The following is a 24233-nucleotide window of genomic DNA, read 5'->3' as shown; positions in this document are numbered from 1 at the left end:
AATGAGGATTTTTCATTCGCAAGCCCCAATAAAATGGGAGGTTGCTTTTATAATAAAATCAAAGAGATTAGAATACTTGTTCTACTTCAACTACACCAGGTACTTCTTCTAAAAGGGCACGTTCGATACCAGCTTTTAGCGTGATTGTTGAACTTGGGCAGCTTCCGCAAGCGCCTAAAAGACGTAACTTTACAATACCATCCTCTACGTCTACTAGCTCACAGTCTCCACCGTCGCGAAGTAAAAACGGACGAAGTTTTTCTAATACTTCTTGAACTTGCTCGTGCATTTCTGACATAACTATCGACTCCTTTCTTCTACTCTTATTATAAACGGTCTTTCATGAAAAATCTATCGGAGTATACATCGTAATGTTACCTTAAAAGAAAAAGATGTGCAATGAATCAGTTTTGTGTAAAATAGTATTCATAATGAAGTAAAAGTGTGAATAATCGTACAGTTTGTATGTAAAGATTCAAGGGGGATGTGCTATGCAATCAACTGAGGTAGAAGTGTGTATTTATGGAGCTGAAATTGTTTGTGCAAGCTGTGTTAATCTGCCGTCTTCAAAAGACACCTATGATTGGCTAGAGGCAGCGATTTCTCGCAAATATCCGAACCAACCGTTTGCTATCACATATGTAGATATAAACGAGCCGCATACGGATCCGGAAAAAGCAGCCTTTGCCAAGCGTGTGATTGAAGAAGATTTATTCTATCCTGTAGTGGTTATTAATGGAGAAATTGTTGGGGAAGGCAATCCGAAATTAAAGCGCGTATTTGAGGAAATGGAGAAGTATGGTTTCTGCGCATCATAATGAAAAAAGCCGTTAGATTGTCAGTCATCTAACGGCTTTTATTTTATCCACTGTGGTGTTTATACATCCAAAGAATACCTGATTTTAATAATCGAGCTACGCGTCCTGTAATTGGACGTTCGGCAACTAAGCCAAATCCATGCTTTTTGCCTAATGAACCAAGTATGCCTTTTAATTTAATAGTTGGTAATTCATCTGGAAGCGCTTCGCCTTTCCAGCGGTGAAGAAGTACTTGCACAATTTGTTCAGCCTGACCTTCTGCAAGCTGAGCACTTGGTGCATGCGGTAGGCTTGCACAATCACCTAAAATGTAGACATTTTCATCGTCAGGCAAGTTATGGTATTTCGTTAATACGACGCGTCCTTGAGGATCTTTTTCTACGTCTAAATCGCGTACCACTTTATTTGGCTGGATACCTGCTGTCCACACGATTGCATCGCTTTGAATGGGCTCATCATGATTATAAAGAATGTTCGGTTCTACTTTTGTAATATTAGCACTATTTACGATTTCAACACCGTTTGAAGTAAACCAAGTTTGAACGTAATTACTTAAACGTTCTGGGAAAGCAGATAAAATTAATTTACCGCGGTCAAATAAGATGATTTTTAAATCCGGGCGGCTTTCTCTTAGCTCGCTTGCTAGTTCTACTCCGCTTAATCCAGCTCCTACAATTGAAACAGTAGCGTGGGCCGGCAAGTTGTTTAATGTCTGATAAGTTGCTCGTGAAGCATCAATGGATTGAATGCTGTATGTATGCTCAAGAGCTCCGGGAACTCCATGATATTTATCTTCGCATCCGAGTCCTACAATCAGGTCATCGTAAGCGATCATTTGATCATCCACATAGACGCATTTCTCTTCCAGGTCTATGCGTTTTACACAGCCGTAGCGAATTTTTAAGCGAGGGTGTTCAGGAAAAGCAACACGAACATGCTGATCAGAGATTGTTCCAGCTGCAAGTGCATAGAATTCAGTTTTTAGTGAGTGATAAGGTGCTTTGTCAATAAGCGTTACTTCTACATCGTTAGGCAATTGATTCGGAAAAAGGCGCTGCAAAACGCGCATACCACCGTATCCGCCGCCCAGTATGACAAGGTTCTTCATGTGAATTTCCCCTTTAGCTTCATGCATTTTTGTTTTCTCTCTATTATTCTTGCTTTTAAGAATAGGAGAGTACAAATTACCGTTAATAAGGATGGTTGCCAAAAAGATATGAAAGGCTATATAAGATAACATATTTTACTTAAATAATAATTTAATATAACCTCGTTTGGTTTTCTATACATAAAAGTATAACTAAATTAATAAAAAACCACAATATGTTTCAACATAATTTCAATCTATCCCTGTAATAAAGCTTTATTTATACGTTTTGTTGAAAAAGTCTGTGAAGCTAAGAAGCGTGCGCAAAATGAACGTGAATTTCCAAAGTTGACGTTGAAAATGAAAGGAGATAGGATAAACTAATAGTAGAGAGGTGAAAAACGTGATACAGCCAATTATTGAATTTTGCGTTAGCAATTTAGCCAGTGGTTCTCAAACAGCTTTAGAAAAGCTTGAAAAAGATCCAAATCTAGATATTATTGAATACGGATGTTTAGGTTATTGCGGGAAATGTTCACAATCTTTATTTGCCTTGGTAAACGGAGAGATTGTTACAGCGGAAACACCTGAACAGTTAGTAGATAATATTTACATTCATTTAGAAGAAAACCCAATGTTTTAAACTATCCCCGCTGTCGTATCTCTTTTTATCAGAAGAGGGACATGAGGCTAATAGAATAGATGATGTAAGCACGGCTGTCTTGCCGTGCTTTTTTATGCGTTTTTGCGCAAATATCTGCGCTTTAACCATCCTCTTTACAATCATAATGCTTCTTTTGTTTTTTAATACTCCAAAGGAGGACAAAATAAAAAACCCCTTAATCTTTATGATTAAGGAGCTAAAAAAACGGGGGATGATATTATTGTGTACAAAAGAGAATCACTTTATACTAGAGCTACATAAAAAAATAATGGGTGATAATATGAAAAAATTTCAGTTTACAAAAATGCATGCACTTGGCAACAACTATATCTACGTAAATATGTTTGAAGAACATATAGAAGAGCAAGAGTTAGCACCGCTTGCTGTAAAAGTCTCAAATGTTTATACGGGAATTGGATCGGATGGAATGATTCTTATTTGTCCATCTGAACGTGCAGATGTAAAAATGCGCGTATTTAATAATGACGGCTCGGAAGCAAAAAACTGCGGAAACGGTTTAAGATGTGTAGCTAAATATGCATATGAACATAATTTAGTAACAAGCGAAAGATTTTTTATCGAAACGCTTTCTGGAGTTGTAGAAGCAACGGTGCATCCGCAGGGAAATGAAGTTCCAGAAGTGACAATCGATATGGGAGCGCCTATTTTAGCTAGAGAACAAATTCCAATGACGGGAGCAAGCCAAGACCAGGTCGTTAATGAAGAGATGGAATTTGGAAAAGAACGGTTAAAAGGGACGGCTGTATCAATGGGAAATCCTCACGTCGTCTTTTACGTAAATGATATTGAACAAGCGCCTCTTACTACATTAGGACCCGTGGTTGAAAAAGATTCGCGTTTTCCAGAAGGAGTGAACGTTGAATTTGTCGAGGTAGTGAACGAAAGAGAGCTGAACTTTCGTGTATGGGAAAGAGGTTCGGGTATCACTCAAGCATGTGGGACAGGAGCATGCGCTGCTGTTGTTTCGTCTGTGTTAAATGAGAAGACGAAAAAAGATGCTCCTACTGTCGTACACCTCGCTGGAGGAGATTTAACGATTGTTTGGCAAAATAAAGGCAATGTATTAATGACAGGTCCAGCCAATGTGATTTGTGACGGCACGTATTATTATTAAAAAATGAAGAAGCAGACGATTTGTCGTCACAGCCATTTCGTCGTATACTAAACAAAAAAGGAGGTCTGTTTAAAAATGAGTCAAGATATCCTAACAATTACAGAAGCTGCAAGCTTTCAAATAAAAGATATGATGAAAGAACATGAAGAAGAAAATGCTTATTTACGTGTTAATGTAAATGGAGGAGGCTGTTCAGGTCTTTCTTACGGTATGGGTTTTGCTCACGAAGTAAATGAAAACGATACGCTGTTTGAACAACATGGCATTAAGATTCTTGTAGATAGCGAAAGTGCTCCAATTTTAAAAGATGTAAAAATTGATTACAAGCAATCTATGCTAGGCGGAGGGTTTACAATTGATAACCCAAACGCCATTGCAGCATGCGGCTGCGGCTCTTCTTTCCGTACAGCAAGCAACGCAGGTGCTCCTGAAGAGTGCTAAATATATTTTTATAAAGAAGCTTTCTTCACCTCATCTGGTGAAGAAAGCTTTTTTAGTGAGAAATTTTGTATGTTACATCATCTGCCAAACATGTTGACTGAATAATCAGTCTTTTTTATACTCAATAAAAAAGAGGAGATGAACGGATTTGATAGATGCGACTCGTTACGACGCGGAACAAGTAGGAGGTTACGGAAGTTTTCGCAAAAAAAACACCCTGCCTATTCTATGGAAGGGGTTTATAAACTGGATAAAACTTGAAAGTAGGAAAATGGAGTCTAAGGATGCAAAAAGTATTCACTTCAGTGAATCGCATTTATTTGTTCAACATTTGCCTTTTTCCTCAGGTGAAGCCTGTTATCAAAACTCGTCCTCTGCGCCTCTTAACTATTCTGAACCTTACATTCGCTATTATGAAAATGCTAACGCCTCTCTGGCTGAAAGCTACGGAGCAGTTGAAGGAGAGCATATTCTGCTGATTGAACGTATTGCCGGTCAATCAGAGGTAGTAAAATATTTAAGCAAGCTCGAAGGTTTGAAGGCCTACAGGATGAGCGTAACTAGTCAAGAAGGAAACCATTCCTTTTATGAAATCTGTTTAATAAGCAGTGATGCGGAAATGATGAGTGAAATCATTCATCGAATGGTTACACCAATCCAGCAATGAAAAAAGCAGGCGAGAGCCTGCTTTTTTTATGAGAACATTGACGTACTGTGCATAGGCTGTAAGCGAGCCTTTGGATCAATGTATGCTTTAGCGTTATTAACAGCAGTCGGACCTTCGCCAAATCCTGCCACGATGAGTTTTACTTTTCCATCATATGTGCAGACATCACCTGCTGCATAGATGCCAGGAATGTTTGTTTCTTGCTTTGAGTTAACAACAATTGCATTTTTCTCTAAATCTAAGTCCCATTCTTTAATTGGACCTAGAGAAGAAACAAATCCAAAGTTTACAATAACATCATCTACGTCTACTACTGTCTTTTCTTCACCTTTTGTGTTTTCTAACACAACTTGTGTAATACGGTCATCTCCAATAAATTCAACCGGTACATAAGGCGTTTTAATATCAACTGATGAATTATGCAAGTTTTCTACGCTGTGTTCATGAGCGCGGAACTTGTCTCGGCGATGCGTTAACGTTACTTTTTCTGCGATCGGCTCTAACATAAGAGACCAGTCTACAGCAGAATCCCCGCCCCCGCATACTAGTACTTTGCGGCCTTTGAATTTATTCATATCATCCACAAAATAATGAAGGTTCGTTTGCTCGAACTGTTCTGCGTTTTCTAGCTCGATTTTACGGGGCTTAAATGCACCGTTTCCAGCCGTAATAATAATTGTTTTTGAATAGTGGACTTCAGAATTAGTAGTTAATCGAAATACACCGTCCGCTTGTTTTTCTACCTTTTCTACGGCTTGCTCTAGCGCAACTGCAGGTTTAAATTGATCCATTTGCTCTTTTAGGTTATTGACTAATTCTTGAGCCCGTACTTTTGGAAAACCAGCTACGTCATAAATATATTTTTCAGGATATAAAGCAGAAAGCTGCCCACCAAGCTGTGGCAAGCTTTCAATAATTTTTACGCTCGCTTGACGCATACCGCCATAAAATGCTGTAAATAAGCCTGTAGGGCCGCCTCCGATGATGGTAATATCATATACTTGTTTATCTTCTTTCATTTATAATCACCTCTAGATTGTTCTGTGCCAATGCATATTCTACTTTATGATAGCATAGTAAATTATAAAATATTATTAAAACACGCTGGAATGTTTGAGAAACTTTCTCAACTTAAAGATCAGTATTTGTAATCATTAACATAACCACACGTTTTGGTCAAATATAAAACTGGGTATAAAGGAAAGTAATTGAAAATTTAAAAGCTTGTAAATACAAAGTGAAGGGTTGAAAAACCGATTAAAAAAGCATAAGATGTTTGTGTAAATCAAGCTAGGACTTATGCTTACATTTTTTTGAAACAGAAAAAATGTATTTTTTTAAAAAAGAACGTGAAGTGATTCACATTATTTTTCTTATATGAATAATAAATGGATAGCGATGATCGTTCTTGCTCAAACTAACATAAAAAAGCAAACCAAATAAAATTGCTCTTATCATTATATTTGTAAGACATACTTGTGACTATAACTAAAAAAGGTGGATGACATTCCTATGAAAAAGCCTAAAATCGTCATTTTGGGTGCCGGGTATGGCGGCATTATGACAATTGTTAATTTACAAAAGAAACTGGGTGCTAGTGATGCGGAAATTGTTTTGGTAAATAAAAACGATTACCATTACGAAACCACATGGCTTCATGAAGTATCAGCAGGTACAATTCATCAAGATCGCTCTCGTGTTCCCGTTAAAAATTTAATTAACACAAATAAGGTTACATTTATCAAAGACACGGTCGTAGATATTAAGTTAGATGAAAAGCGTGTTCTTCTTGAAAACAGTGAGCTAACGTATGATTATTTAGTTGTTGCTTTAGGGTATGAAGCAGAAACTTTCGGAATTAAAGGTTTAAAAGAACATGCATTTACCATTACGAGCATTAATGCAGCACGTCAAATTCGTGAGCATATTGATTATGTGTTTGCGACGTACAACAATGAAGTGGAAAAAAGAGACGAACTTCTGACAATTATTGTTGGGGGTGCTGGCTTTACCGGCATTGAATTTGTGGGAGAATTAGCAAATCGAGTCCCTCAGCTTTGCAAAGAGTTTGATATTCCGCGTGAAAAAGTACGCGTTATTTGTGTAGAAGCAGCGCCTACGGCTTTGCCAGGTTTTGATCCAGAACTTGTAGAATATGCGGTAACACAACTAGAACGAAAAGGAATCGAGTTCAAGATCGGAACAGCGATTAAAGAGTGTACAGAAGAAGGGATTATTGTATCAAAAGATGACCAAGTAGAAGAAATCAAATCAGCAACAGTTGTATGGGCTGCGGGTGTTCGAGGCAGTCACGTGATTGAAAAAGCTGGATTTGAAAACATGCGCGGGCGTGTAAAAGTAAGCAATAGCTTGCTGGCACCAGGGCATGAAGATGTGTTTGTTATTGGAGATTGTTCACTAATGATTAACCCTGAAACAGAACGTCCTTATCCGCCAACAGCTCAAATTGCTATGCAGCAAGGCGGTACCTGCGCTGAAAATATTAGCCGTTTGATGAAAGGTCAAAAAGAATTAAGCGAGTTCAAACCAGATATTAAAGGAACGGTATGTTCGTTAGGGCATGATGACGCAATTGGCGTTGTATATGGTCGAAAACTATTTGGTTCAAGCGCATCTTTTATGAAAAAAGTTGTTGATAATCGCTCGCTTTTCCTTCAAGGCGGAGCAGGTCTTGTATTGAAAAAAGGAAAATTTAATTTCTTTTAAAACAAAAAGCAAAAGGTCTTTAAGCCTTTTGCTTTTTTGGTATTAACTTACTTTTCTGTGATTGACGCCTTCATTACTCTTAAGTAAACTGAGAGTATAAAGAGTAACGGAGGCGAAAAGCAATGGAAATGAGTGTGCCTGTACTAATTATCTCCATCTTGTTGTTTTTTGTTTTGTTTTTTGGAATCGGTTTCTTATTGAATATGCTGCTTCGCATGTCTTGGATTATGGCCATTATTTATCCCGTGATTTTTATTTTTATTATTGATGATGTAAGAGCGGTTGATTACATTCAACATCCCGCTCACTCCTTTCAGCAGCTAGGGACAAAAGTGCTCTCTTTAGCCACAGCTGACATTGCGATTTTAATGGCTGGTTTTATAGGTGCACTAGCTTCAGGCATTACCATTAAATCTTTACGAACAAGAGGGTACCAAATGTTTTAAATGTAAATTCTTCTCGCAAACGAATAATTTGTTTTTATGTTGGAAACAAATAGATTCGTGAGAGGAGTTGTGGAAATCACAATGATTGGAAAAATAGCAAAGCGATTCATTATGTGCCTACTACTGGTCGGAGCGCTGTTTACAACATATGAAGCAATTACTGGCGTCCCAATAACCACAGTCATCAAATATATGCCTTTTATAAACCGTACAGGGCATCCTCTAATGAATGAAAGGCTCTTGCCATCATTTCTAAAACCACTAAGAGCTGAAGCGGCTAGCAATGACAAAGAGCGTCTGACGATTGAAGAAGCATTTGATTGGTCGCGTTATCCAACTAAGAATGTATTGGCTACGGGTTACACAGCTGGTTACGAATCAACTGGGAAAAATCCCAATCATCCAGGGTATGGTATTACATATTCGGGCGTTAAAGTAAAACGTGACTTGTATTCAACCATCGCTGCTGATTTAACCATATTTCCAATCGGCACGATCTTGTTTATTCCGGGCTATGGCTATGGAGTGGTAGCAGATAAAGGTGGGGCTATTAAAGGCAATCATCTTGATTTATATTTTGAGACTGTTTCCGATGTGTACAACATATGGGGTAAAAAAGAATTAAACGTCTATGTAGTGAAATCAGGGGACGGCCGCTTAACTGAAGAAGAGTTAACAATGCTGAATGAAAAGAAGTCGATGCAGGTTTTTCGCCAGCAGGTAAAATAAACGAGAAACACATGAAGAATTCTTCATGTGTTTTCTTATGTTTTATGGCCATACATAATACGTTACAAAAGCAACTGCTATCCCTGTTAAGGCCCCAAAGAAAACTTCAATAGGCTTATGTCCAAGCAGCTCTTTTAGCTTCACTTGTTTTTCGTCTTCTTCATTGGTCGTCCACAGCTTTGCCTCTTTTACCGCGCGCTGAAAGTCTTCAACCAAACGATTTAAAACCGTTGCTTGCTCTCCTGCATGTCTTCTTACTCCTTTAGCATCGAACATGACAATAATGGCAAAAATAGCGGAGAGAGCAAAAATGGGAGATTTAAGACCTTCTGCTAGCCCAATGGCAGTTGCTAAGGAAGTTACTGCTGCGGAGTGAGAGCTTGGCATGCCTCCCGTACTAAAAAATAAGCTGCCGTCTATTTTCTTAGTAGCTACAAAAGAAAGGGGAATCTTAATAAATTGAGCAAAGAAAATAGCGATTAATGAACTCCAAAGTGGAAAATTTGAGAATAAATCCATTGAGACGTCCTCCCTCAACTTAAAATGTCTGAAAAGCTAAACCCGTATGATGAAAAAAGCGGTAGATGAAAGTATATGTGTGAAACTAAGGTTTTTGAACTGTGATTAAAAATTGTATTTCTGCTATCATATGTATATAGATGAAAACAGTGGTGAATATGATATATATTCCACTTGCTGAATAGATTAAACAAAGCAGATGATAAATAAAAATAAAATCTCTATACGTAAAAGGGAGGAATTTTATGTTTTCGCATGTAGAAACATTTGGTGTTGATCATCAAACAGAAGCGCTCGTAATCGGGTTATTTAATCAAAACCAACAATTTGAAGGCCTTCTAAAAGAAATTGATGAAGCTTTAGGTGGACAGCTCATTCATTTGATTAAAGAAGGAGATATACGTGTACAAGAAAAACGTACATCAACGATTCATACACTAGGAAAATTAGGAGCAAAACGTCTTTATTTTGTGGGACTCGGACGAAAGCAAGCGCTAACTAAAAATGGACTCAAAGAGAGCTTTGGACTGTTATTTAAAAAGTTAAAAGAAGCGAAGATTTCAAACGCATCGGTCGCCCTTTCTACATTTGATACAGGAGTGTGGTCAGAGCAAGAAACTGCAGCTTTATTAGGAGAAGCTCAACAGCTTGCTATGTACGAGTTTGAAAACTACAAAAAGAAATCAAACGAACCTGACAAGCAGCTTGAGAAAATTGAACTGTTTTCTTTTTACAAAGACGTTGTACAATCTGCTTTGGTTGGATATACGTATGGAAAAGCAACAAACTCAGCGCGCACCCTTGTTAACTTACCAAGCAATATGCTAACGGCTACAGATTTAGCTAATTATGCAGTAGAAATGGCACATACATATGGTTTTGAATATGAAATTTTAGAAAAAGAAGAGATGGAAACATTGGGAATGGGCGCACTGTTAGCAGTTAATCAAGGTTCCGCAGAGCCTCCTAAAATGATTGTCCTGAAATATCAAGGAAAAGAAAAATGGGAAGACGTTATTGGGTTGGTAGGAAAAGGGATTACCTTTGACACAGGTGGTTACTCTATTAAATCTAAAGACGGGATTGTAGGTATGAAAACAGATATGGGCGGAGCTGCATCTGTTCTTGGTGCAATGGAAGCAATTGGAGAATTAAAACCTCATCAAAACGTAGTAGCTGTCATTCCATCAACTGACAACGTTATTAGCGCGCGTGCTTTTAAGCCAGATGACGTAATTACAGCAATGAATGGAAAGACAATAGAAGTACTGAATACAGATGCTGAAGGGCGTTTAGCGTTAGCTGATGGTATCTCCTATGCCAAACACCACGGAGCAAATTATTTAGTAGACGTGGCGACATTAACGGGTGGTGTAATTGTAGCTCTTGGTACACATACAACTGGGGCAATGACGAATGATTCTGCTTTATTGCAGCAAATAGCGAAAGCAAGCATTGAGACAGGCGAACCGATTTGGGAGCTGCCTATTACAGAACGAGACAAAAAGCGTGTTCGGGGAAGTAAGGTAGCAGATTTAAATAACTCTCCTGGACGAGAGGGGCACGCAATTATGGCAGGAACTTTTATTGGTGAGTTTGCAGAGCAAACACCATGGGTTCACTTGGATATTGCTGGAACTGCAACATCCGCTGCTTCTCATGAGTTAGGACCTTCAGGTGCAACAGGCGTGATGGTGCGAACACTAGCTACAATGGTTTGTTCATTTGAAGCCAATTAATGAAAAAAGTATAGCAGTGATAGAAAGAAACGTAAAAAGAAGCATCGATGATGCTTCTTTTTTAATATGTTTACATAATTTTTTTTCTTTTTAGTAAGAAAAGATTACTTAGAAAAATCCTTATATTGTTAAGGATGTAGAGAAGTTAAACAAACGTTTATTTAGTAAGATGATTGACTTTTTTTCTATACCTAATATAATGAACATGTTGTTTATCTCTCTAATGTTTTAATGAGATAAAGTGAGAAGAAAAATGGAGGTTTCAAAATGAATGCAGTATTAATAGCTGTGCTCGTGATGCTGATTTTGAGCTTATTGCGTATCAACGTTGTCTTTTCTTTAGCAGTCGGAGCGCTAATTGGAGGACTTGTTGGCGGTATCAGCCTCACAGATACAGTAAGTATATACACAGATGGTCTTGGAAACAGTGCTTCTGTTGCATTAAGCTATGCTTTGCTTGGAGGATTTGCAATGGCTGTTTCGCGGACAGGGCTGCCTGATGCCGTTGTTCAGCTAGCGTTAAAAATAGTAGGGAAAGAAGGAGAAACGAAAAAGAAGTCACTGTCAAAAGTACTGATTTTATTGATCATCCTTATTATTTCATGTTTTTCTCAAAACGTTATTCCGGTTCACATTGCATTTATTCCGCTTTTAATTCCACCTCTATTGAAAGTATTTAATCAGTTAAAAATCGATCGCCGATTAGTCGCAACCGTTATTACATTTGGATTGGTTACACCTTATATGTATTTGCCGGCAGGATTCGGTAAGATTTATCACGACATTTTATTTACTAACATCAAAGAAAGTGGATTAACAATTGATAAAGGAGATATTACCACGGCGATGGCTCTTCCAGCTTTAGGAATGGTAGTGGGCTTATTGTTTGCTGTGTTTATTTCGTACCGCAAGCCGCGCACTTATGAAGACATTGACATTGACCAAGGCACAGAGGAGCGTACAGGTTACACAACAAGAGGAATTATTGTAGCTTTACTTGCGATTGTAGCGGCTTTAACTGTGCAGCTCTTAGTAGATTCTATGATTTTCGGAGCGCTTGCAGGGATTGTTGTCGTTTACTTCAGCGGGGCTTTGAAGTGGAATGAAGCAGATCCAGTATTAACGAACGGAATGAGAATGATGGCTTTCATCGGATTTGTTATGCTGTCTGCCTCTGGTTTTGCAAAAGTTCTTCAAGAAACTGGAGATGTAGAAGCGCTTGTAAAAGGCTCTGTTGCTCTTATTGGCGGCAACCAAATGCTAGGTGCATTTCTTATGCTTGTCATCGGGCTTTTAGTGACAATGGGCATTGGTTCTTCTTTCTCTACCATTCCAATTATCGCGACGATTTTTGTTCCTCTTTGCTTAGAACTTGGTATGAGTCCAATGGCAACGATTTGTATTGTTGGTACAGCGGGAGCGCTTGGAGACGCTGGTTCACCAGCTTCAGACAGTACGCTTGGACCCACATCTGGATTAGCAGTCGATCGTCAGCATGATCATATTTGGGATACGTGTGTACCAACTTTTCTTCACTATAACATTCCACTTATTATTTTTGGGTGGATTGCCTCGGTTATCTTGTAAATAGAGGCCCTATAATGAAAAAAAGCAGCCGATCAAAACCGGCTGCTTTTTTCATGCTTGAGAAAGAGTAGAAGCAGTGCTGTCACAAGCTCCTAATGCTTGCTCTACAGCCTGAAGAGATTGTTCAATACGTTCACGATTTGAATCTTTCTCTACTGTTTGAAGAGCTTGTTCAAGGCTTGCTTTTGCCTGATTTAATGATGTGCAAGAATCTTGCACGTAACCTCTAGCGTTTTTAGACATTCTTCTTCCTCCTAACTAACAAAAAATGAGAATCAATAAGTAGTATGAGTAATTTGCAGGGAATTATGAGGAGAAATAATAAAAAGGATTAACTCTTATGAAAGGAGTTAATCCTGTCAGCCTAACTGTTTAAATTGGTTGGAATGTAGAAGTTCAAGCACTTTCTTATCAAGCTCCTTAATTTTCTTTACAGCCAGATTATATTCCATTTCCCGGTAATGGTGTTTGCCGCCTGGCTCTTCATCAGCTTCATCAGCTAGTTTGACTACTTTTTGAAGAGGGCGTTGTTGAATTGTTCCTTCAGGCAAATATGAGTCTGTGTGTAGTAAAATAGCTAAAGCAATTTCTTTTGCCGCCTGAGGTTCCTCACCTAAACGAATGAGTAATTTATGTGCACGTTCAGCCCCTTTAATAGCGTGAATATCATTTTGACGATACTTCTCATAATCCCACTGACCATTTGTGTACCATTCGTAGTGGCCAATATCATGAAGCAGCGCTGCTTTTGTAGCTAAATCGGGGTTTACATTATGCTGTACGGATAGACGAAACGCATGATAGGCGACGGATACAGCATGCGCAACGCCAGATCGAGTTAAATATTTTTGAGCGATAGGATGCGTGAAAATTTCTACTAGCGTAACATGTCTCATCATGTCATCCCTCCTAAAGAAAAAATATATTTCCAAATACAATATCATATTTGTATCCTAAATACAATTATCGTGTAATTTGTTTTTACATACAAAAATGGCATATATTATAATATTCGGAACGAAACAACATGTACATCTTTTTTTGAAGAAAATAAGACTTTTTTCCTTGTATTTTACCATCTAATATTTAACGATACGTGACAGCAGTCAAATTGGTTATCGGGATGAATAAACGTAATTTTAATATAGTCTGGAGTATAAAAAACATCGATTTTTGTCTTAACACCAGTGGAAAGAATGAGTCTTTTTACTTCACTCATTTTGGATTCTTGAGCAGCAGCTTTTATTTTTTTTATTAAATTTGGCGAAGTATTAGCTCTTTGAATAAATATAGTAGCGCTTTGCATGGTAGAGGGAATAACTTTAAGAGATTGCTGAAATGTCGCGATGTCCGCCTCAGGTAAGTTAGGTACCCTGTATGTATAAGGGTGAGGCATGTAGTACGGTGGCCAATAGTAAGACAAGGGAGCAAATGATTTCATATAAGAATCCTCCTAGAAAACGGATTTTTATTATGTATATGTAGAGGGTTCGTATATGTTGTAGCAAAACCGTTATTGTATACTAGATACAAAGGGAGGTATGGATATGAAAACAAAAGATACGCTGTTAGAAGCATTAGGAATTGAGATTATTAGTGCGAGTGAACAAAGAGTCGAAGCGACGATGCCTGTTGATGAGCGAACGCGTCAGCCATTCGGGCTTTTACACGGAGGAGCATCGGTGGCGTTAGCTGAAACTGTGGCTAGTCTAGGTGCCATTAAAAGTGTAGATCTCGAAAAAGAAATCTGCGTAGGTTTAGAAATTAATGCCAATCATATCAAAGGGAAAAAAGACGGAATCGTTACAGCTATAGGCGTTCCTTTACATAAAGGAAAAAAAACAGCGGTTTGGGAAGTGAAAATTCAAGATGAAGAAGAGAATTTAATCTGTATATCCAGATGTACGCTTGCTATTCTACCTAAAGCTTAAACATAAGAATGCTTAGTCTAGAAGGTGTGAGGTATGCTTTTGGAGTGAGAAGGAGCCACCTCACACACTCATGTTAGAGTTTAAAGAGAATTTGGAAGAGCGGATACATAAAAAAGTGAAAAAATAGGTAAAAAAATAAGCGAAATTATGTCTATTCGTGACAGTTACCCTGCGCATAGAGACATGCTCTAGAATATAGTAGTAGTAAAGTATTCTTTTTATTCAGCAACTAGAATATTCATAATATTAAAAATAAGAACAGAAAATAGACCTTCCGATTGTTCAATCGTGCTATAATAGCATTAATATAGTAGGGCGGTTTATTTTACAAAGGGGTGATAATATTGGATAAGAACTCTCAGTATTTATTCATTGATTTTGAATTTACAATGCCAGAGTATAAGGGTTTTCCAAAAGGCTTTTTTCCGGAAATCATTGAAGTTGGTTTGGTGTTTGTTAAAAATCAAGAAATCATTGATCGTTTCTCCTCTTACGTACAGCCTACACACTTTACAAAATTAACTGAGCGCTGTAAATCATTTCTCCATATCGAACAAAATCAAGTAAATGAAGGCATTACGCTAGAGCAGCTTGTACAGCGACTGGGCATGTATAAACACAGCACGATTATTACATGGGGGAACATGGATATGAAAGTATTAAGGCAGTGCTGTCAAAAAAATAAGGTGCCATTTCCTTTTGCAGGTAAAGAAATTGATCTTTCAATGGAGTATAAGCGCTTTTTTGGAGATCAAAATCAAACTGGCCTTTGGAAAGCTGTGCAAGAGTATGGTAAAGAAGGAACTGGAAAGCACCACTGCGCGCTTGATGATGCGATGACGACACTCAATATCTTTAAGCTTGTAGAAAAAGATAAGCGGTACCTTCAAAAACCAGAGCCAACGACCATAGGAGATCGAATCGATTTTTCAAAAGTATTAAATAAATTTGCATTATAAAAGCCAAATCACTTCTACGTGAATTTGGCTTTTTACTTAATGAATACCGTACTCTTTTTTTAACTCTTCTAAACAGGCAATACTTGCTTGAGCAAAAGGGCTATCTTTGGCTTGTTGTTCAGCTATCTTTAATTCAAGCGCTTTTTTTAGTGAATTTTTATAATCGGGAACGCTGTCTTCATAGAGATGAACCATTTTTTGAGGAATATTGGCCTGCTCTCGAAATGCAAGTGCTTTTCGCTCGTGAAAAAAAGGTACGTCCACTTGTCCAGGATTATGTAAGTCACCTTGTTCTGGATGCTTTAACACAGCTTGAATCCGCACAACATAATGCAGGTCTCGAACTTGTGTAATTTCACCGATGTATTTCCCAGTTTTATAAAGTGCCGTAACGGTTTGACCAATTGTAAATGTCATATTGCCAGATCTCCTTTAAGTAAAGTGTTTGTTATCACCAGTATAAATCAAAACCCTCTACCGTTTCTATGAAAGGATGTTGTACATGATGTATTTAATGTTTTTGCTTTATTTTCCGGAAGATAAAAGAGAATATATTCCTGCTTTTGCTACTATGGCGATTTTTGTACTAGCAGCAGTTGCAGTATGGCGTTTAATCATTAAGATTTCGAAAAAAGAAGAAGAAAAAACGAAGGAGTTAGAAGCAAAGCTAAAAGAACAGGATAATAAGAAATCACTGTAATGAAATGCAAATAAAATGTAAGCGTTTAAAATAATATGTTGCTGGACAATCTATGGAAAGACATCTAAAACTTTCGCTAGTGCATATGCGATTGGAGGGCAACATGAAAAAACTACTACTCATTGGAACCGTGCCTTTTTTCTTGTTAACGGGGTGTATGGAAAAAGAAATATCCAATAAAGAAGTCAAAGTCTATAACGCAGATGGAGATAGCATCGGTACAGTCAAGTTGAAAGAACAGGCCGATGGAATTGAGTTTACGTACAATTTAAGCGGACTTCCACCTGGCGAACACGGCGTACATATTCATGAAATGGGAATTTGCAAAGCTCCTAACTTTAAAAGCGCGGGCAATCACCTTGATCCTGATAAAAAGAAACACGGACTGTTAAATCCAAAAGGACCGCATTTAGGCGATATGAAAAATATTGTGGTAGAAGACGATCAGACGTATACAGGAACAGATATGGTTCCTCAAGTCACGTTAAAAGAAGGAAAGACATCGCTCGTTAAGCGTATGGATGGTTCATCCCTTGTTATTACCGAACAAGGTGATGACGGAATGACAGAGCCATCAGGTAATTCTGGCAAGCGAATCGCCTGCGGAGTTATTTCAAAAAAACATTAAAAACAGCGTTCTTTCGTGGGAAAGAACGCTGTTTTTTACGTTAAAGCTACTTTTAAGCGATTTAATCCTTCTTGAAGCTGTTCATGTGAACAGCCAATGTTCAAGCGGATAAAACCTTTTCCATATGTGGAACTGTATTTTTCACCTTTTTCTACGGCAATTTTCCCTTTTTCTAATAAGCGTTCATGTAATTCTTCTTCTGATAAATGCAGCTTGTTGCAGTCAATCCATAGTAAATAAGTTCCTTCGGGCTGAACCACTCGCAGTTCAGGCAAGTTTTCACTTATAAAACGCGTCACGAGATCTACATTTTTCTTCAGATATACAAGCAGTGCTTCTAGCCACTCCTCACCTTCACTGTAAGCCGCCTCTAACCCAATTATTCCGAATGTGTTTAAATTAGAAAACCCTTGTTTTTGCTGTTGTTGAACATACTGTGTGCGCAGTTTCTCGTTTGGAATAATAATAGCTGAAGCTTGAAGTCCCGGTATATTAAATGTTTTGCTAGGGGCCATACACGTAATGGTTCGATTGGCTGCATCTTCACTCACCATGCTAATGGGAATGTGTTTATAAGGCTGGTAAATTAGATCAGAATGGATTTCATCTGAAACAATTAATACATTGTATTTTTCACAAAGATCGGCAAGCTTCTTCAGTTCTTCTTTTGTCCACACGCGTCCTACTGGATTATGAGGGCTGCAAAGAATCATTAATTTTACGCCTTCTGCAAATTTTTGCTCTAAATCTGCAAAATCAATTTCGTATTTATCGCCTGCAAGTTTTAACGGATTTTCAACAACTTCTCGATCATTTACCTTTATCATGTTAAAAAATGGAGTATAGACTGGAGGCTGAATTAAAATTGAATCTCCGGGTTCCGTAAATGCTTGGATAGCCATACTCAGGGCAAATACAACTCCTGGACTGTATGTAATCCATTCATGATCAATGGTCCACTGATGCTTTTTTTCTACCCAAGATGATAAAGCATTTGCCGTAGATTCAGTAGGGGAAGTGTAGCCGAAAATACCGTGTTTGACACGCTCATTAATGGTTTGAAGAACATTAGGCGGCGCTTGGAAATCCATATCAGCTACCCAAAAAGGCAGAACATCTTTTGCTCCAAAAACAAGATCAGTTTTGTCCCACTTTACGGACTGCGTACCTGTACGGTTAATTAATTGATCAAAAGAATAAGTAGACAATAAAGGTACCCCCTTTTTTAATATAATAGTTTGCTTATTTTTAATACGTTTGTCAACGAAGTTAACTTGTGAAGTCAATAAAGAAAGTGAAAAAATTGCTGAAGCACGACTAATAAATTTTTTATTAAAGTTAGCGCCTCGTGTGAAATATACGAACTCGCCCCGTCATTATTGAGACAGGGCTTTTTCACCGTACAAGAAATCGACCATATGAGATTGCACAATGTCGGGACACTCTTCTGGTAAAAGGTGTCCAATTTCCTTTAAAGAGATAAAGGTAGAGTCTGTTAAATCATCTTTTAACTTACGTCCGAGATGCAAAGGAACAACCCGGTCTTCTTCTCCCCAAATGAGTAAACTGGGTTTTTTTATGTGCTGCAAATCCTTTGAGGATAGGTCTCCTTCTCGATCACGAATCATTCTTGTTAAAGCCATAAACGTACGGTCATCCAAAAATGGTTCAGTATAGCCATCAATCATTTCTTCGTCGATTAACTTATGATCAAATACGACATTTTGCAAGTTGCCTAATACACCTTTGCGAGACAGCCACGTTTTTACCCACAGATAAAAGAAGGGAACATAAGAAGACATGACCAATCCATAATGTGAGGGGCCTAAATAAGCTGAGCTGCACAGAAGAACTAGTTTTGATACGCAAGAAGGCTTTAACTTTGCTACGTTTAAACAAACTTGTCCTCCCATTGAATGTCCTGATAGTACAACATCTTTCAACTTTAAATATTCAATCAACTCGATGACAATTCTGGCTAAATTTTTATACGAGTATTGAAAGGTTAACGATTTTTCACTTCGCCCAAATGGCGGAAGGTCCAGCGTAATGATAGAAAACGTATCTTCAAATAAAGGAATTAAACGTCGAAAGCTAAAACTCGATGATAAAAAGCCGTGAATAAATACAATGGCTGGTTTATCAGGGTGATAGTTATGGCATTCGTAGTAAACATTGACTCCATTAAAAGTACGCTGGTGACAAGTAATTTTAGATTCAGTCAATTTGTTTCACTCCATCTTTTTCTTTCTAGTCTGTCCTAATTTCCAGCAATCTATAAAATGAAACTCAATTACCGGTATAGATTTCACATTAAAGATGTGTTTAAATTTGATATAATGGAAAAAGTGAAAAAATTTAATCGTTGTAGGAGGGGAACGCGGTGTTCTTAGAAGAAAAAGAGTTAGAAATTTTAGAAATTCTAGAAAAAAATAGCCGTATTTCAATAGATAGTATTTCAAAAATGGTGGATTTAACATTTGAAGAAACCTCTAATATTGTTAAAAAGCTAGAGAGAGAAAAAGTAATTGTGCAATATTCAGCTGATATTAACTGGAGACGAGTAGATGGACATGAGGGCGTCACGGCTATGATAGATGTAAAAGTTGCACCAAAGCGAGGAGTAGGCTTTGACGAGATTGCGGAGCGCATCTATCGTTTTCAAGAAGTGAAATCCGTGTACCTAATGTCAGGAGCATATGATTTGTCTGTTATTATTGAAGAAAAATCAATGTCTGAAGTAGCGTTTTTTGTTTCTGAAAAGCTTTCTACGCTAGACTCTGTTTTATCTACAACGACTCACTTTATCATGAAAAAATACAAGCACGATGGTACCATCTATGACCAAGGCGATGAAGATCGCAGAATCGTGGTGTCTCCGTAATGAAAGAGCGCTTGTCAACAACTGTACAACAGCTGAAACCTTCAGGTATTCGCCGCTTTTTTGATTTAGCAGCAAGTATGGATAACGTCATCTCTCTTGGAGTAGGTGAACCTGATTTTGTCACATCTTGGGCTGTTCGAGAAGCGAGTATTTTATCGTTGGAAAGAGGATATACCTCTTATACAGCAAATGCGGGGCTTTTAGAGCTCCGCTTTGAAATTATGAAGTATATGAAAAGAAATTTTAACGTCTCGTATGATTATAAAGATGATATTATTGTGACCGTTGGAGGAAGTCAGGCTCTAGATATTACAATGCGAGCTTTGATTAACCCTGAAGATGAAATTATTGTCGTGGAGCCAAATTTTGTGTCTTACAGTCCGTTAATTTCGCTAGCGGGAGGAGTTCCTGTGGCAATTGAAACAACGGCAGAAACAGAGTTTAAACTGCAGCCTAGACAGATTGAAGAAGTCATTACAAGCAACACGAAAGCCCTTCTTTTATGCTCTCCTAATAATCCAACAGGAAGCTCACTCTCTAAAGAAGAGCTGCAGGCTATTGCGGATATTGTCATAAAGCATGACTTGCTTGTTATCACGGATGAAATCTATGCAGAATTAACATATGATGAAGAATTTACATCTATTGCTTCTTTAGAAGGAATGAAAGAACGAACTATTATTATTTCTGGCTTTTCTAAAGGGTTTGCCATGACTGGATGGCGTCTTGGATACATATGTGCACCAACTGAGATTGCTAAAGCAATGCTGAAAATTCATCAGTATACAATGATGTGTGCGCCTACCATGGCACAATATGGAGCAATTGAAGCACTACAAAATGGGCAGCATGACGTAGAAGAGATGAGAAAAAGCTATCGCAGAAGACGGAACTATATGGTGAAGTCATTAAATCAAATTGGTCTGGAATGTCATTCTCCCGGAGGAGCGTTTTATGTGTTCCCGTCTATCAAGAAAACTGGATTGTCATCGGAAGAATTCGCTGAGCAGCTTTTGCTTGAAGAGCGAGTAGCCGTGGTGCCAGGCAATGTATTTGGAAAAGGCGGAGAGGGACATATTCGCTGTTCATACGCTTCTTCAATGGAATCATTAGAAGAATCCATAAAACGGATTAGCCGTTTTGTTGAAAATAAGTTATAATAAAAATAAGATATTATGTCATATCGTATAGACGGTTTGATATAATATCTTTTTTGCTATGATGAAATGTAGTGTTAGTTTATATTTGTGACGAAATTGGTAAATAATAAATATAGTATAACTACTTTTTGATTCAATCTATGAACTGTGCTATAATTTTAAATTGGCTATAATGGTGAAAATAATAAGGTATCTAGGAGTGTTTATATGTCAAAATTTGAAATCGGTACTGTTACAAAAGGTAAAGTAACAGGAATTCAACCATACGGTGCATTCGTTGCATTAAATGAAGAAACTCAAGGATTAGTTCATATCTCAGAAGTGAAACATGGCTTCGTTAAAGATATTAACGAACATTTATCAGTAGGAGACGAAGTAAACGTTAAAGTTTTATCTGTTGATGAGTCAACTGGTAAAATTGGTTTATCTATTCGTGCTACTGAGCCAGCTCCAGAAAAAACTGAAGCTTCTGCACCTAAAAAACCTGCTAAAAAGCGTCAAGGTCAAGCAACAGTTCACACTGAATCTACTCAAGGATTCAACACATTAAAAGAAAAATTAGAAGAGTGGATTGAGCAATCAAACCGCGAAGATCTAATTAAGAAATAAGAAAAAAAGAAGGATAGCTTAGCTATCCTTCTTTTTTTAATGTTCCGTTCTAGGTTCTGTACGCTCTACTTCAGCAGAAGGTTTAAATAATAGACCTAGGTTAATCAGTCCTGCGATTCCAACCAATCCATAAATAATGCGGGAGAAAGCAGATGTTTGACCGCCGAAGATTGCTGCTACTAAATCAAATTGAAAAAAGCCAATAAGTCCCCAGTTAATTGCTCCAATAATCGTTAATACGAGCGCAATACGTTGAATACCACTCATGATGAACCCTCCTTGTTTTGTAGTTCACTTATTAGCCTGCTTTTTTTTGAGGGAAATATGCATATTTACTTTTGGAAGATACAGACAAATAAACGTTGATTTGGATGGGGTGAGCGTCTAGTCAACAGGGAATAATCTTTAGGAAGTCAATTTTCTTTACAATCAAAAAGTTGTTCTTCATAATGATGCATGTAATCAAGCTCGTAAGGAGGAGTTTATAGTGAACAATTTTACATTTTATAATCCTACAAAATTAATTTTTGGTAAAGGTCAATTAGAGCAATTAAAAACAGAAGCAGGGCGCTTTGGTAAAAAGATATTATTAGTATACGGCGGAGGAAGCGTAAAACGCAGCGGTTTATACGATCAAGTAATGGATGTACTGAATGACATGAATGCAGAAGTACATGAGTTAGCGGGAGTAGAGCCGAATCCTCGTCTGACAACTGTTCGCAAAGGAATCGATATTTGTAAAGAAAACGGTATTGAATTTTTACTTGCAGTTGGTGGAGGAAGCGTAATCGATTGTACAAAAGCAATCGCAGCAGGCGCAAAATATGATGGAGACGTATGGGACATCATTAACCGCGACGTATTCGCAGCTGAAGCTCTTCCATTTGGAACAGTGCTGACATTAGCAGCAACAGGTTCAGAAATGAATGCTGGTTCTGTTATTACAAATTGGGAAACACAAGAAAAATACGGCTGGGGCAGTCCGGCAACATTCCCTCAATTCTCTATTTTAGATCCCGTTAATACATTTACTGTACCAAAAAATCAAACAGTTTATGGCATGGTCGACATGATGAGCCACGTATTTGAACAATATTTCCATGCTGCAACAAATACGCCGCTTCAAGATCGCATGTGTGAAGGAGTACTGCAAACGGTTATTGAAACGGGACCAAAATTATTAAACGACTTAGAGAACTACGAGTTACGTGAAACGATTTTATACAATGGGACAATCGCATTAAACGGTATGTTACAAATGGGACACCAAGGCGATTGGGCTACTCACAATATTGAGCATGCGGTATCAGCTGTATATGACATTCCACATGCAGGTGGATTGGCAATTTTATTCCCGAACTGGATGAAACACGTAATGGATGAGAACGTAGATCGCTTCAAGCAAGTAGCTGTACGCGTATTTAACGTAGATACGGAAGGCAAGACGGATAAAGAAGTAGCACTTGAAGGTGTTGATAAGCTTCGTGAATTCTGGTCAAGCCTAGGTGCACCAACTCGCTTAGCTGATTATGATATTGGTGAAGACAAATTAGATCTTATGGCTGATCGTGCAATGGCTAAAGGTGAATTTGGTAAATTTAAAAAATTAAACAGAGAAGATGTACTAGCAATCCTACGCGCTTCTTTATAAGATTCTCGATAAAAAACGCCGTGCAAACCGCACGGCGTTTTTTTCTATTCATCATGGGTAAGCTTTTTCTGCTGTTTGGTTTTCAAATCATCCCGAACGGTTTTATCAGAAAGAGGAACTCCGCTGTAATAAGCCGCTCTTCCTAGTAAATGCCCAGCAATAGGAGAGGTGATAAACACAAAGACAATCGCTAAAATTAACCGTGCACTAATATGGCCGGTGTCAATCCAAAAGTAGAGTAAGCAGCCCACTAATATAAACAGGACGCCTAAGGTAGCACTTTTGGAGGCAGCGTGACTTCTTGTATACGTATCAGGCAAGCGAATAAGCCCAATCATGGTCACAACTGTCAGAAGAGACCCTATTAGTACCAAAGCTCCTACAATGATTTCACTGATCACGTTCATATTCAATCACTTCTCCTTTCTCTAAAAACTTAGAAAAAGCAACGGTACCTACAAAGGCTATGATGCCTAGCAGTAAAATGACTTCGAAAAAAGCCTGCGTTCGAAAAATAATCGAGATGATGGCCGTGATGGCAATGATGTTAATTCCAATAGCATCAAGGGCCATTGCTCGATCAGCAGTTGACGGACCTTTTACCACTCGATAAACAAATCCAATAGTTGAAGCAGAAATGAGAATGAGCGAAACGTTTAAAAAAATATCGAGCATTTAACGACTCACCTCCATAATGGCTTTTTCGAATGTTTGCTGAATATCTGTAATAATGTCATCAATATCGTCTGTATTGATTGCATGAATATAGATAGTAGAATTATCATCTGACACATCCATCACCAGTGTGCCTGGCGTTAGCGTAATTAAAAGAGAAAGAATGGTAATTTCCCATTCACTCTCCAGACGGGTTGGCATTGCAAAGATGGCTGGCTGAATATTTAATTTAGGGCGCAATACGTCCTTAGTCACTGCAATATTGGCTTTGAATAATTCTCGTATGAAAATAAACAGCAGTTTAATGATCGCATACACTTTATGCAAGTAAAAACGCCTGTGAAAAAAACGGCGGAAAACAAACAGCAGTACCGCTCCCCAGAAAAAACCTATAATAAAGGAAGGGAGTGTCCAAATTCCTCTCAAAAACATCCATGTGAATGCAATGATTACGTTTAATAATAGTTGAAATGACAT

The 24233-nt window shown here is 38.0% G+C and carries 32 protein-coding genes; 18 read left to right on the top strand and 14 right to left on the bottom strand.

The features are described 5' to 3' along the window. Positions 1-67: 67 nt before the first annotated feature. On the bottom strand, positions 68-298 hold the full coding sequence (locus tag JNUCC25_RS24960; protein ID WP_013059625.1) for a NifU family protein: 231 nt from the start codon (positions 296-298) through the stop codon (positions 68-70). A 193-nt stretch (positions 299-491) separates the two neighbouring features. Between JNUCC25_RS24960 and JNUCC25_RS24955 the strand changes: the two genes are divergently transcribed. Then, positions 492-818, top strand: a complete 327-nt coding sequence (locus tag JNUCC25_RS24955) for a YuzD family protein (RefSeq protein WP_013059624.1) — start codon at positions 492-494, stop codon at positions 816-818. A gap of 43 nt (positions 819-861) precedes the next feature. Here JNUCC25_RS24955 and JNUCC25_RS24950 read toward each other — a convergent pair whose 3' ends face one another. Next, positions 862-1926, bottom strand: a complete 1065-nt coding sequence (locus tag JNUCC25_RS24950; RefSeq protein WP_013059623.1) for an NAD(P)/FAD-dependent oxidoreductase — start codon at positions 1924-1926, stop codon at positions 862-864. Positions 1927-2308: 382 nt separating this feature from the next. On the opposite strand from JNUCC25_RS24950, the gene JNUCC25_RS24945 reads away from it, so the two are divergent. The 4 genes from JNUCC25_RS24945 (at position 2309) to JNUCC25_RS24930 (ending at position 4812) form a co-directional block, all read left to right on the top strand. After that, positions 2309-2548: a YuzB family protein gene (locus tag JNUCC25_RS24945; protein ID WP_013059622.1), complete on the top strand. Its 240-nt coding sequence runs from the start codon at positions 2309-2311 to the stop codon at positions 2546-2548. A gap of 301 nt (positions 2549-2849) precedes the next feature. Next, entirely contained in the window at positions 2850-3704 is an 855-nt protein-coding gene (gene dapF / locus JNUCC25_RS24940) for a diaminopimelate epimerase (protein WP_013059621.1), read from the top strand. Between the two features lie 75 nt (positions 3705-3779). After that, entirely contained in the window at positions 3780-4145 is a 366-nt protein-coding gene (locus tag JNUCC25_RS24935; protein ID WP_013059620.1) for a HesB/IscA family protein, read from the top strand. Between the two features lie 148 nt (positions 4146-4293). Continuing rightward, positions 4294-4812 carry a hypothetical protein gene (locus JNUCC25_RS24930; RefSeq protein ID WP_454222579.1) on the top strand — a complete coding sequence of 173 codons (519 nt, stop codon included), beginning with the start codon at positions 4294-4296 and terminating at the stop codon, positions 4810-4812. A gap of 26 nt (positions 4813-4838) precedes the next feature. Here JNUCC25_RS24930 and JNUCC25_RS24925 read toward each other — a convergent pair whose 3' ends face one another. Beyond that, positions 4839-5831 (bottom strand): NAD(P)/FAD-dependent oxidoreductase, encoded by a 993-nt coding sequence (locus JNUCC25_RS24925; RefSeq protein ID WP_013059618.1) that lies wholly within the window; start codon positions 5829-5831, stop codon positions 4839-4841. A 493-nt stretch (positions 5832-6324) separates the two neighbouring features. Here JNUCC25_RS24925 and JNUCC25_RS24920 point away from each other — a divergent pair, with 493 nt between their 5' ends. The 3 genes from JNUCC25_RS24920 (at position 6325) to JNUCC25_RS24910 (ending at position 8714) form a co-directional block, all read left to right on the top strand. Then, positions 6325-7539: an NAD(P)/FAD-dependent oxidoreductase gene (locus JNUCC25_RS24920; protein WP_025752690.1), complete on the top strand. Its 1215-nt coding sequence runs from the start codon at positions 6325-6327 to the stop codon at positions 7537-7539. A gap of 122 nt (positions 7540-7661) precedes the next feature. Further along, entirely contained in the window at positions 7662-7985 is a 324-nt protein-coding gene (locus JNUCC25_RS24915) for a YuiB family protein (RefSeq protein ID WP_013059616.1), read from the top strand. An 81-nt stretch (positions 7986-8066) separates the two neighbouring features. Further along, a complete protein-coding gene (locus JNUCC25_RS24910) occupies positions 8067-8714 on the top strand; it encodes a 3D domain-containing protein (RefSeq protein ID WP_041816630.1) in 648 nt (215 codons plus the stop codon). Positions 8715-8756: 42 nt separating this feature from the next. Here JNUCC25_RS24910 and JNUCC25_RS24905 read toward each other — a convergent pair whose 3' ends face one another. Then, entirely contained in the window at positions 8757-9233 is a 477-nt protein-coding gene (locus JNUCC25_RS24905; protein WP_013059614.1) for a divergent PAP2 family protein, read from the bottom strand. Between the two features lie 245 nt (positions 9234-9478). On the opposite strand from JNUCC25_RS24905, the gene JNUCC25_RS24900 reads away from it, so the two are divergent. Beyond that, the gene (locus JNUCC25_RS24900; protein ID WP_029319223.1) at positions 9479-10972 is read left to right on the top strand and encodes a leucyl aminopeptidase; all 1494 of its coding nucleotides are present in this window, start codon (positions 9479-9481) and stop codon (positions 10970-10972) included. A 267-nt stretch (positions 10973-11239) separates the two neighbouring features. Then, on the top strand, positions 11240-12559 hold the full coding sequence (locus JNUCC25_RS24895) for a Na+/H+ antiporter family protein (protein ID WP_029319220.1): 1320 nt from the start codon (positions 11240-11242) through the stop codon (positions 12557-12559). Between the two features lie 51 nt (positions 12560-12610). Here JNUCC25_RS24895 and JNUCC25_RS24890 read toward each other — a convergent pair whose 3' ends face one another. The 3 genes from JNUCC25_RS24890 to JNUCC25_RS24880 all read right to left on the bottom strand — a co-directional run bounded on the left by JNUCC25_RS24890 (position 12611) and on the right by JNUCC25_RS24880 (position 14000). After that, positions 12611-12802 carry a hypothetical protein gene (locus JNUCC25_RS24890; protein WP_013059611.1) on the bottom strand — a complete coding sequence of 64 codons (192 nt, stop codon included), beginning with the start codon at positions 12800-12802 and terminating at the stop codon, positions 12611-12613. A gap of 116 nt (positions 12803-12918) precedes the next feature. Then, complete coding sequence (locus tag JNUCC25_RS24885) at positions 12919-13455, bottom strand: HD domain-containing protein (RefSeq protein ID WP_013059610.1); 537 nt, start codon at positions 13453-13455, stop codon at positions 12919-12921. A 176-nt stretch (positions 13456-13631) separates the two neighbouring features. Then, the gene (locus tag JNUCC25_RS24880) at positions 13632-14000 is read right to left on the bottom strand and encodes a hypothetical protein (RefSeq protein WP_013059609.1); all 369 of its coding nucleotides are present in this window, start codon (positions 13998-14000) and stop codon (positions 13632-13634) included. A gap of 106 nt (positions 14001-14106) precedes the next feature. Between JNUCC25_RS24880 and JNUCC25_RS24875 the strand changes: the two genes are divergently transcribed. Together JNUCC25_RS24875 and kapD are read left to right on the top strand one after the other, a co-directional pair. Beyond that, on the top strand, positions 14107-14490 hold the full coding sequence (locus JNUCC25_RS24875; protein ID WP_013059608.1) for a hotdog fold thioesterase: 384 nt from the start codon (positions 14107-14109) through the stop codon (positions 14488-14490). A 344-nt stretch (positions 14491-14834) separates the two neighbouring features. Continuing rightward, entirely contained in the window at positions 14835-15449 is a 615-nt protein-coding gene (kapD, locus tag JNUCC25_RS24870) for a 3'-5' exonuclease KapD (RefSeq protein ID WP_013059607.1), read from the top strand. A 36-nt stretch (positions 15450-15485) separates the two neighbouring features. On the opposite strand, the gene JNUCC25_RS24865 is transcribed toward kapD, so the two are convergent. After that, a complete protein-coding gene (locus tag JNUCC25_RS24865) occupies positions 15486-15866 on the bottom strand; it encodes a kinase-associated lipoprotein B (RefSeq protein WP_013059606.1) in 381 nt (126 codons plus the stop codon). An 85-nt stretch (positions 15867-15951) separates the two neighbouring features. Here JNUCC25_RS24865 and JNUCC25_RS24860 point away from each other — a divergent pair, with 85 nt between their 5' ends. Continuing rightward, positions 15952-16149 carry a hypothetical protein gene (locus tag JNUCC25_RS24860; protein ID WP_078082210.1) on the top strand — a complete coding sequence of 66 codons (198 nt, stop codon included), beginning with the start codon at positions 15952-15954 and terminating at the stop codon, positions 16147-16149. Between the two features lie 103 nt (positions 16150-16252). After that, complete coding sequence (locus tag JNUCC25_RS24855) at positions 16253-16777, top strand: superoxide dismutase family protein (RefSeq protein ID WP_013059604.1); 525 nt, start codon at positions 16253-16255, stop codon at positions 16775-16777. A gap of 35 nt (positions 16778-16812) precedes the next feature. Here JNUCC25_RS24855 and JNUCC25_RS24850 read toward each other — a convergent pair whose 3' ends face one another. After that, positions 16813-17985 (bottom strand): MalY/PatB family protein, encoded by a 1173-nt coding sequence (locus tag JNUCC25_RS24850; protein WP_013059603.1) that lies wholly within the window; start codon positions 17983-17985, stop codon positions 16813-16815. Between the two features lie 168 nt (positions 17986-18153). Further along, positions 18154-19002, bottom strand: a complete 849-nt coding sequence (locus JNUCC25_RS24845; protein ID WP_013059602.1) for an alpha/beta fold hydrolase — start codon at positions 19000-19002, stop codon at positions 18154-18156. A 158-nt stretch (positions 19003-19160) separates the two neighbouring features. On the opposite strand from JNUCC25_RS24845, the gene JNUCC25_RS24840 reads away from it, so the two are divergent. The 3 genes from JNUCC25_RS24840 to yugI all read left to right on the top strand — a co-directional run bounded on the left by JNUCC25_RS24840 (position 19161) and on the right by yugI (position 21430). After that, on the top strand, positions 19161-19661 hold the full coding sequence (locus tag JNUCC25_RS24840) for an Lrp/AsnC family transcriptional regulator (protein WP_013059601.1): 501 nt from the start codon (positions 19161-19163) through the stop codon (positions 19659-19661). After that, the gene (locus JNUCC25_RS24835; RefSeq protein ID WP_013059600.1) at positions 19661-20821 is read left to right on the top strand and encodes an aminotransferase; all 1161 of its coding nucleotides are present in this window, start codon (positions 19661-19663) and stop codon (positions 20819-20821) included. Before JNUCC25_RS24840 ends, JNUCC25_RS24835 begins: the two co-directional genes overlap by 1 nt. A 207-nt stretch (positions 20822-21028) precedes the next feature. Continuing rightward, entirely contained in the window at positions 21029-21430 is a 402-nt protein-coding gene (gene yugI / locus JNUCC25_RS24830; protein ID WP_013059599.1) for a S1 domain-containing post-transcriptional regulator GSP13, read from the top strand. 36 nt (positions 21431-21466) lie between these two features. On the opposite strand, the gene JNUCC25_RS24825 is transcribed toward yugI, so the two are convergent. After that, positions 21467-21697, bottom strand: coding sequence for a DUF378 domain-containing protein (locus JNUCC25_RS24825; protein WP_013059598.1), 231 nt, complete (start codon positions 21695-21697; stop codon positions 21467-21469). A 220-nt stretch (positions 21698-21917) separates the two neighbouring features. Between JNUCC25_RS24825 and JNUCC25_RS24820 the strand changes: the two genes are divergently transcribed. Next, a complete protein-coding gene (locus JNUCC25_RS24820) occupies positions 21918-23081 on the top strand; it encodes an iron-containing alcohol dehydrogenase (protein ID WP_013059597.1) in 1164 nt (387 codons plus the stop codon). Positions 23082-23125: 44 nt separating this feature from the next. Here the strand turns inward: JNUCC25_RS24820 and mnhG are convergent, their stop codons facing one another. Genes mnhG through JNUCC25_RS24805 form a run of 3 tightly spaced genes read right to left on the bottom strand, consistent with a single transcriptional unit; the run spans position 23126 to position 24233 of the window. After that, on the bottom strand, positions 23126-23488 hold the full coding sequence (mnhG, locus tag JNUCC25_RS24815) for a monovalent cation/H(+) antiporter subunit G (RefSeq protein WP_013059596.1): 363 nt from the start codon (positions 23486-23488) through the stop codon (positions 23126-23128). Continuing rightward, entirely contained in the window at positions 23472-23756 is a 285-nt protein-coding gene (locus tag JNUCC25_RS24810; protein ID WP_013059595.1) for a Na(+)/H(+) antiporter subunit F1, read from the bottom strand. The genes mnhG and JNUCC25_RS24810 overlap by 17 nt, the downstream gene beginning before the upstream one ends. Beyond that, entirely contained in the window at positions 23757-24233 is a 477-nt protein-coding gene (locus tag JNUCC25_RS24805) for a Na+/H+ antiporter subunit E (RefSeq protein ID WP_013059594.1), read from the bottom strand.

The organism is Priestia sp. JNUCC 25 (assembly GCF_053667915.1).
Note: the sequence above shows the minus strand (reverse complement) of the source record. Positions and strands in the feature narration are given on the sequence as shown.

Bases quoted from the DNA above. Each gene is read 5' to 3' on its own strand.
- JNUCC25_RS24960 (WP_013059625.1), bottom strand. From the start codon at position 298: ATGTCAGAAATGCACGAGCAAGTTCAAGAAGTATTAGAAAAACTTCGT.
- JNUCC25_RS24955 (WP_013059624.1), top strand. From the start codon at position 492: ATGCAATCAACTGAGGTAGAAGTGTGTATTTATGGAGCTGAAATTGTT.
- JNUCC25_RS24950 (WP_013059623.1), bottom strand. From the start codon at position 1,926: ATGAAGAACCTTGTCATACTGGGCGGCGGATACGGTGGTATGCGCGTT.
- dapF (WP_013059621.1), top strand. From the start codon at position 2,850: ATGAAAAAATTTCAGTTTACAAAAATGCATGCACTTGGCAACAACTAT.
- JNUCC25_RS24935 (WP_013059620.1), top strand. From the start codon at position 3,780: ATGAGTCAAGATATCCTAACAATTACAGAAGCTGCAAGCTTTCAAATA.
- JNUCC25_RS24925 (WP_013059618.1), bottom strand. From the start codon at position 5,831: ATGAAAGAAGATAAACAAGTATATGATATTACCATCATCGGAGGCGGC.
- JNUCC25_RS24920 (WP_025752690.1), top strand. From the start codon at position 6,325: ATGAAAAAGCCTAAAATCGTCATTTTGGGTGCCGGGTATGGCGGCATT.
- JNUCC25_RS24915 (WP_013059616.1), top strand. From the start codon at position 7,662: ATGGAAATGAGTGTGCCTGTACTAATTATCTCCATCTTGTTGTTTTTT.
- JNUCC25_RS24910 (WP_041816630.1), top strand. From the start codon at position 8,067: ATGATTGGAAAAATAGCAAAGCGATTCATTATGTGCCTACTACTGGTC.
- JNUCC25_RS24905 (WP_013059614.1), bottom strand. From the start codon at position 9,233: ATGGATTTATTCTCAAATTTTCCACTTTGGAGTTCATTAATCGCTATT.
- JNUCC25_RS24900 (WP_029319223.1), top strand. From the start codon at position 9,479: ATGTTTTCGCATGTAGAAACATTTGGTGTTGATCATCAAACAGAAGCG.
- JNUCC25_RS24895 (WP_029319220.1), top strand. From the start codon at position 11,240: ATGAATGCAGTATTAATAGCTGTGCTCGTGATGCTGATTTTGAGCTTA.
- JNUCC25_RS24890 (WP_013059611.1), bottom strand. From the start codon at position 12,802: ATGTCTAAAAACGCTAGAGGTTACGTGCAAGATTCTTGCACATCATTA.
- JNUCC25_RS24885 (WP_013059610.1), bottom strand. From the start codon at position 13,455: ATGAGACATGTTACGCTAGTAGAAATTTTCACGCATCCTATCGCTCAA.
- JNUCC25_RS24880 (WP_013059609.1), bottom strand. From the start codon at position 14,000: ATGAAATCATTTGCTCCCTTGTCTTACTATTGGCCACCGTACTACATG.
- JNUCC25_RS24875 (WP_013059608.1), top strand. From the start codon at position 14,107: ATGAAAACAAAAGATACGCTGTTAGAAGCATTAGGAATTGAGATTATT.
- JNUCC25_RS24865 (WP_013059606.1), bottom strand. From the start codon at position 15,866: ATGACATTTACAATTGGTCAAACCGTTACGGCACTTTATAAAACTGGG.
- JNUCC25_RS24860 (WP_078082210.1), top strand. From the start codon at position 15,952: ATGATGTATTTAATGTTTTTGCTTTATTTTCCGGAAGATAAAAGAGAA.
- JNUCC25_RS24855 (WP_013059604.1), top strand. From the start codon at position 16,253: ATGAAAAAACTACTACTCATTGGAACCGTGCCTTTTTTCTTGTTAACG.
- JNUCC25_RS24835 (WP_013059600.1), top strand. From the start codon at position 19,661: ATGAAAGAGCGCTTGTCAACAACTGTACAACAGCTGAAACCTTCAGGT.
- yugI (WP_013059599.1), top strand. From the start codon at position 21,029: ATGTCAAAATTTGAAATCGGTACTGTTACAAAAGGTAAAGTAACAGGA.
- JNUCC25_RS24825 (WP_013059598.1), bottom strand. From the start codon at position 21,697: ATGAGTGGTATTCAACGTATTGCGCTCGTATTAACGATTATTGGAGCA.
- mnhG (WP_013059596.1), bottom strand. From the start codon at position 23,488: ATGAACGTGATCAGTGAAATCATTGTAGGAGCTTTGGTACTAATAGGG.
- JNUCC25_RS24810 (WP_013059595.1), bottom strand. From the start codon at position 23,756: ATGCTCGATATTTTTTTAAACGTTTCGCTCATTCTCATTTCTGCTTCA.
- JNUCC25_RS24805 (WP_013059594.1), bottom strand. From the start codon at position 24,233: ATGTCATTTCAACTATTATTAAACGTAATCATTGCATTCACATGGATG.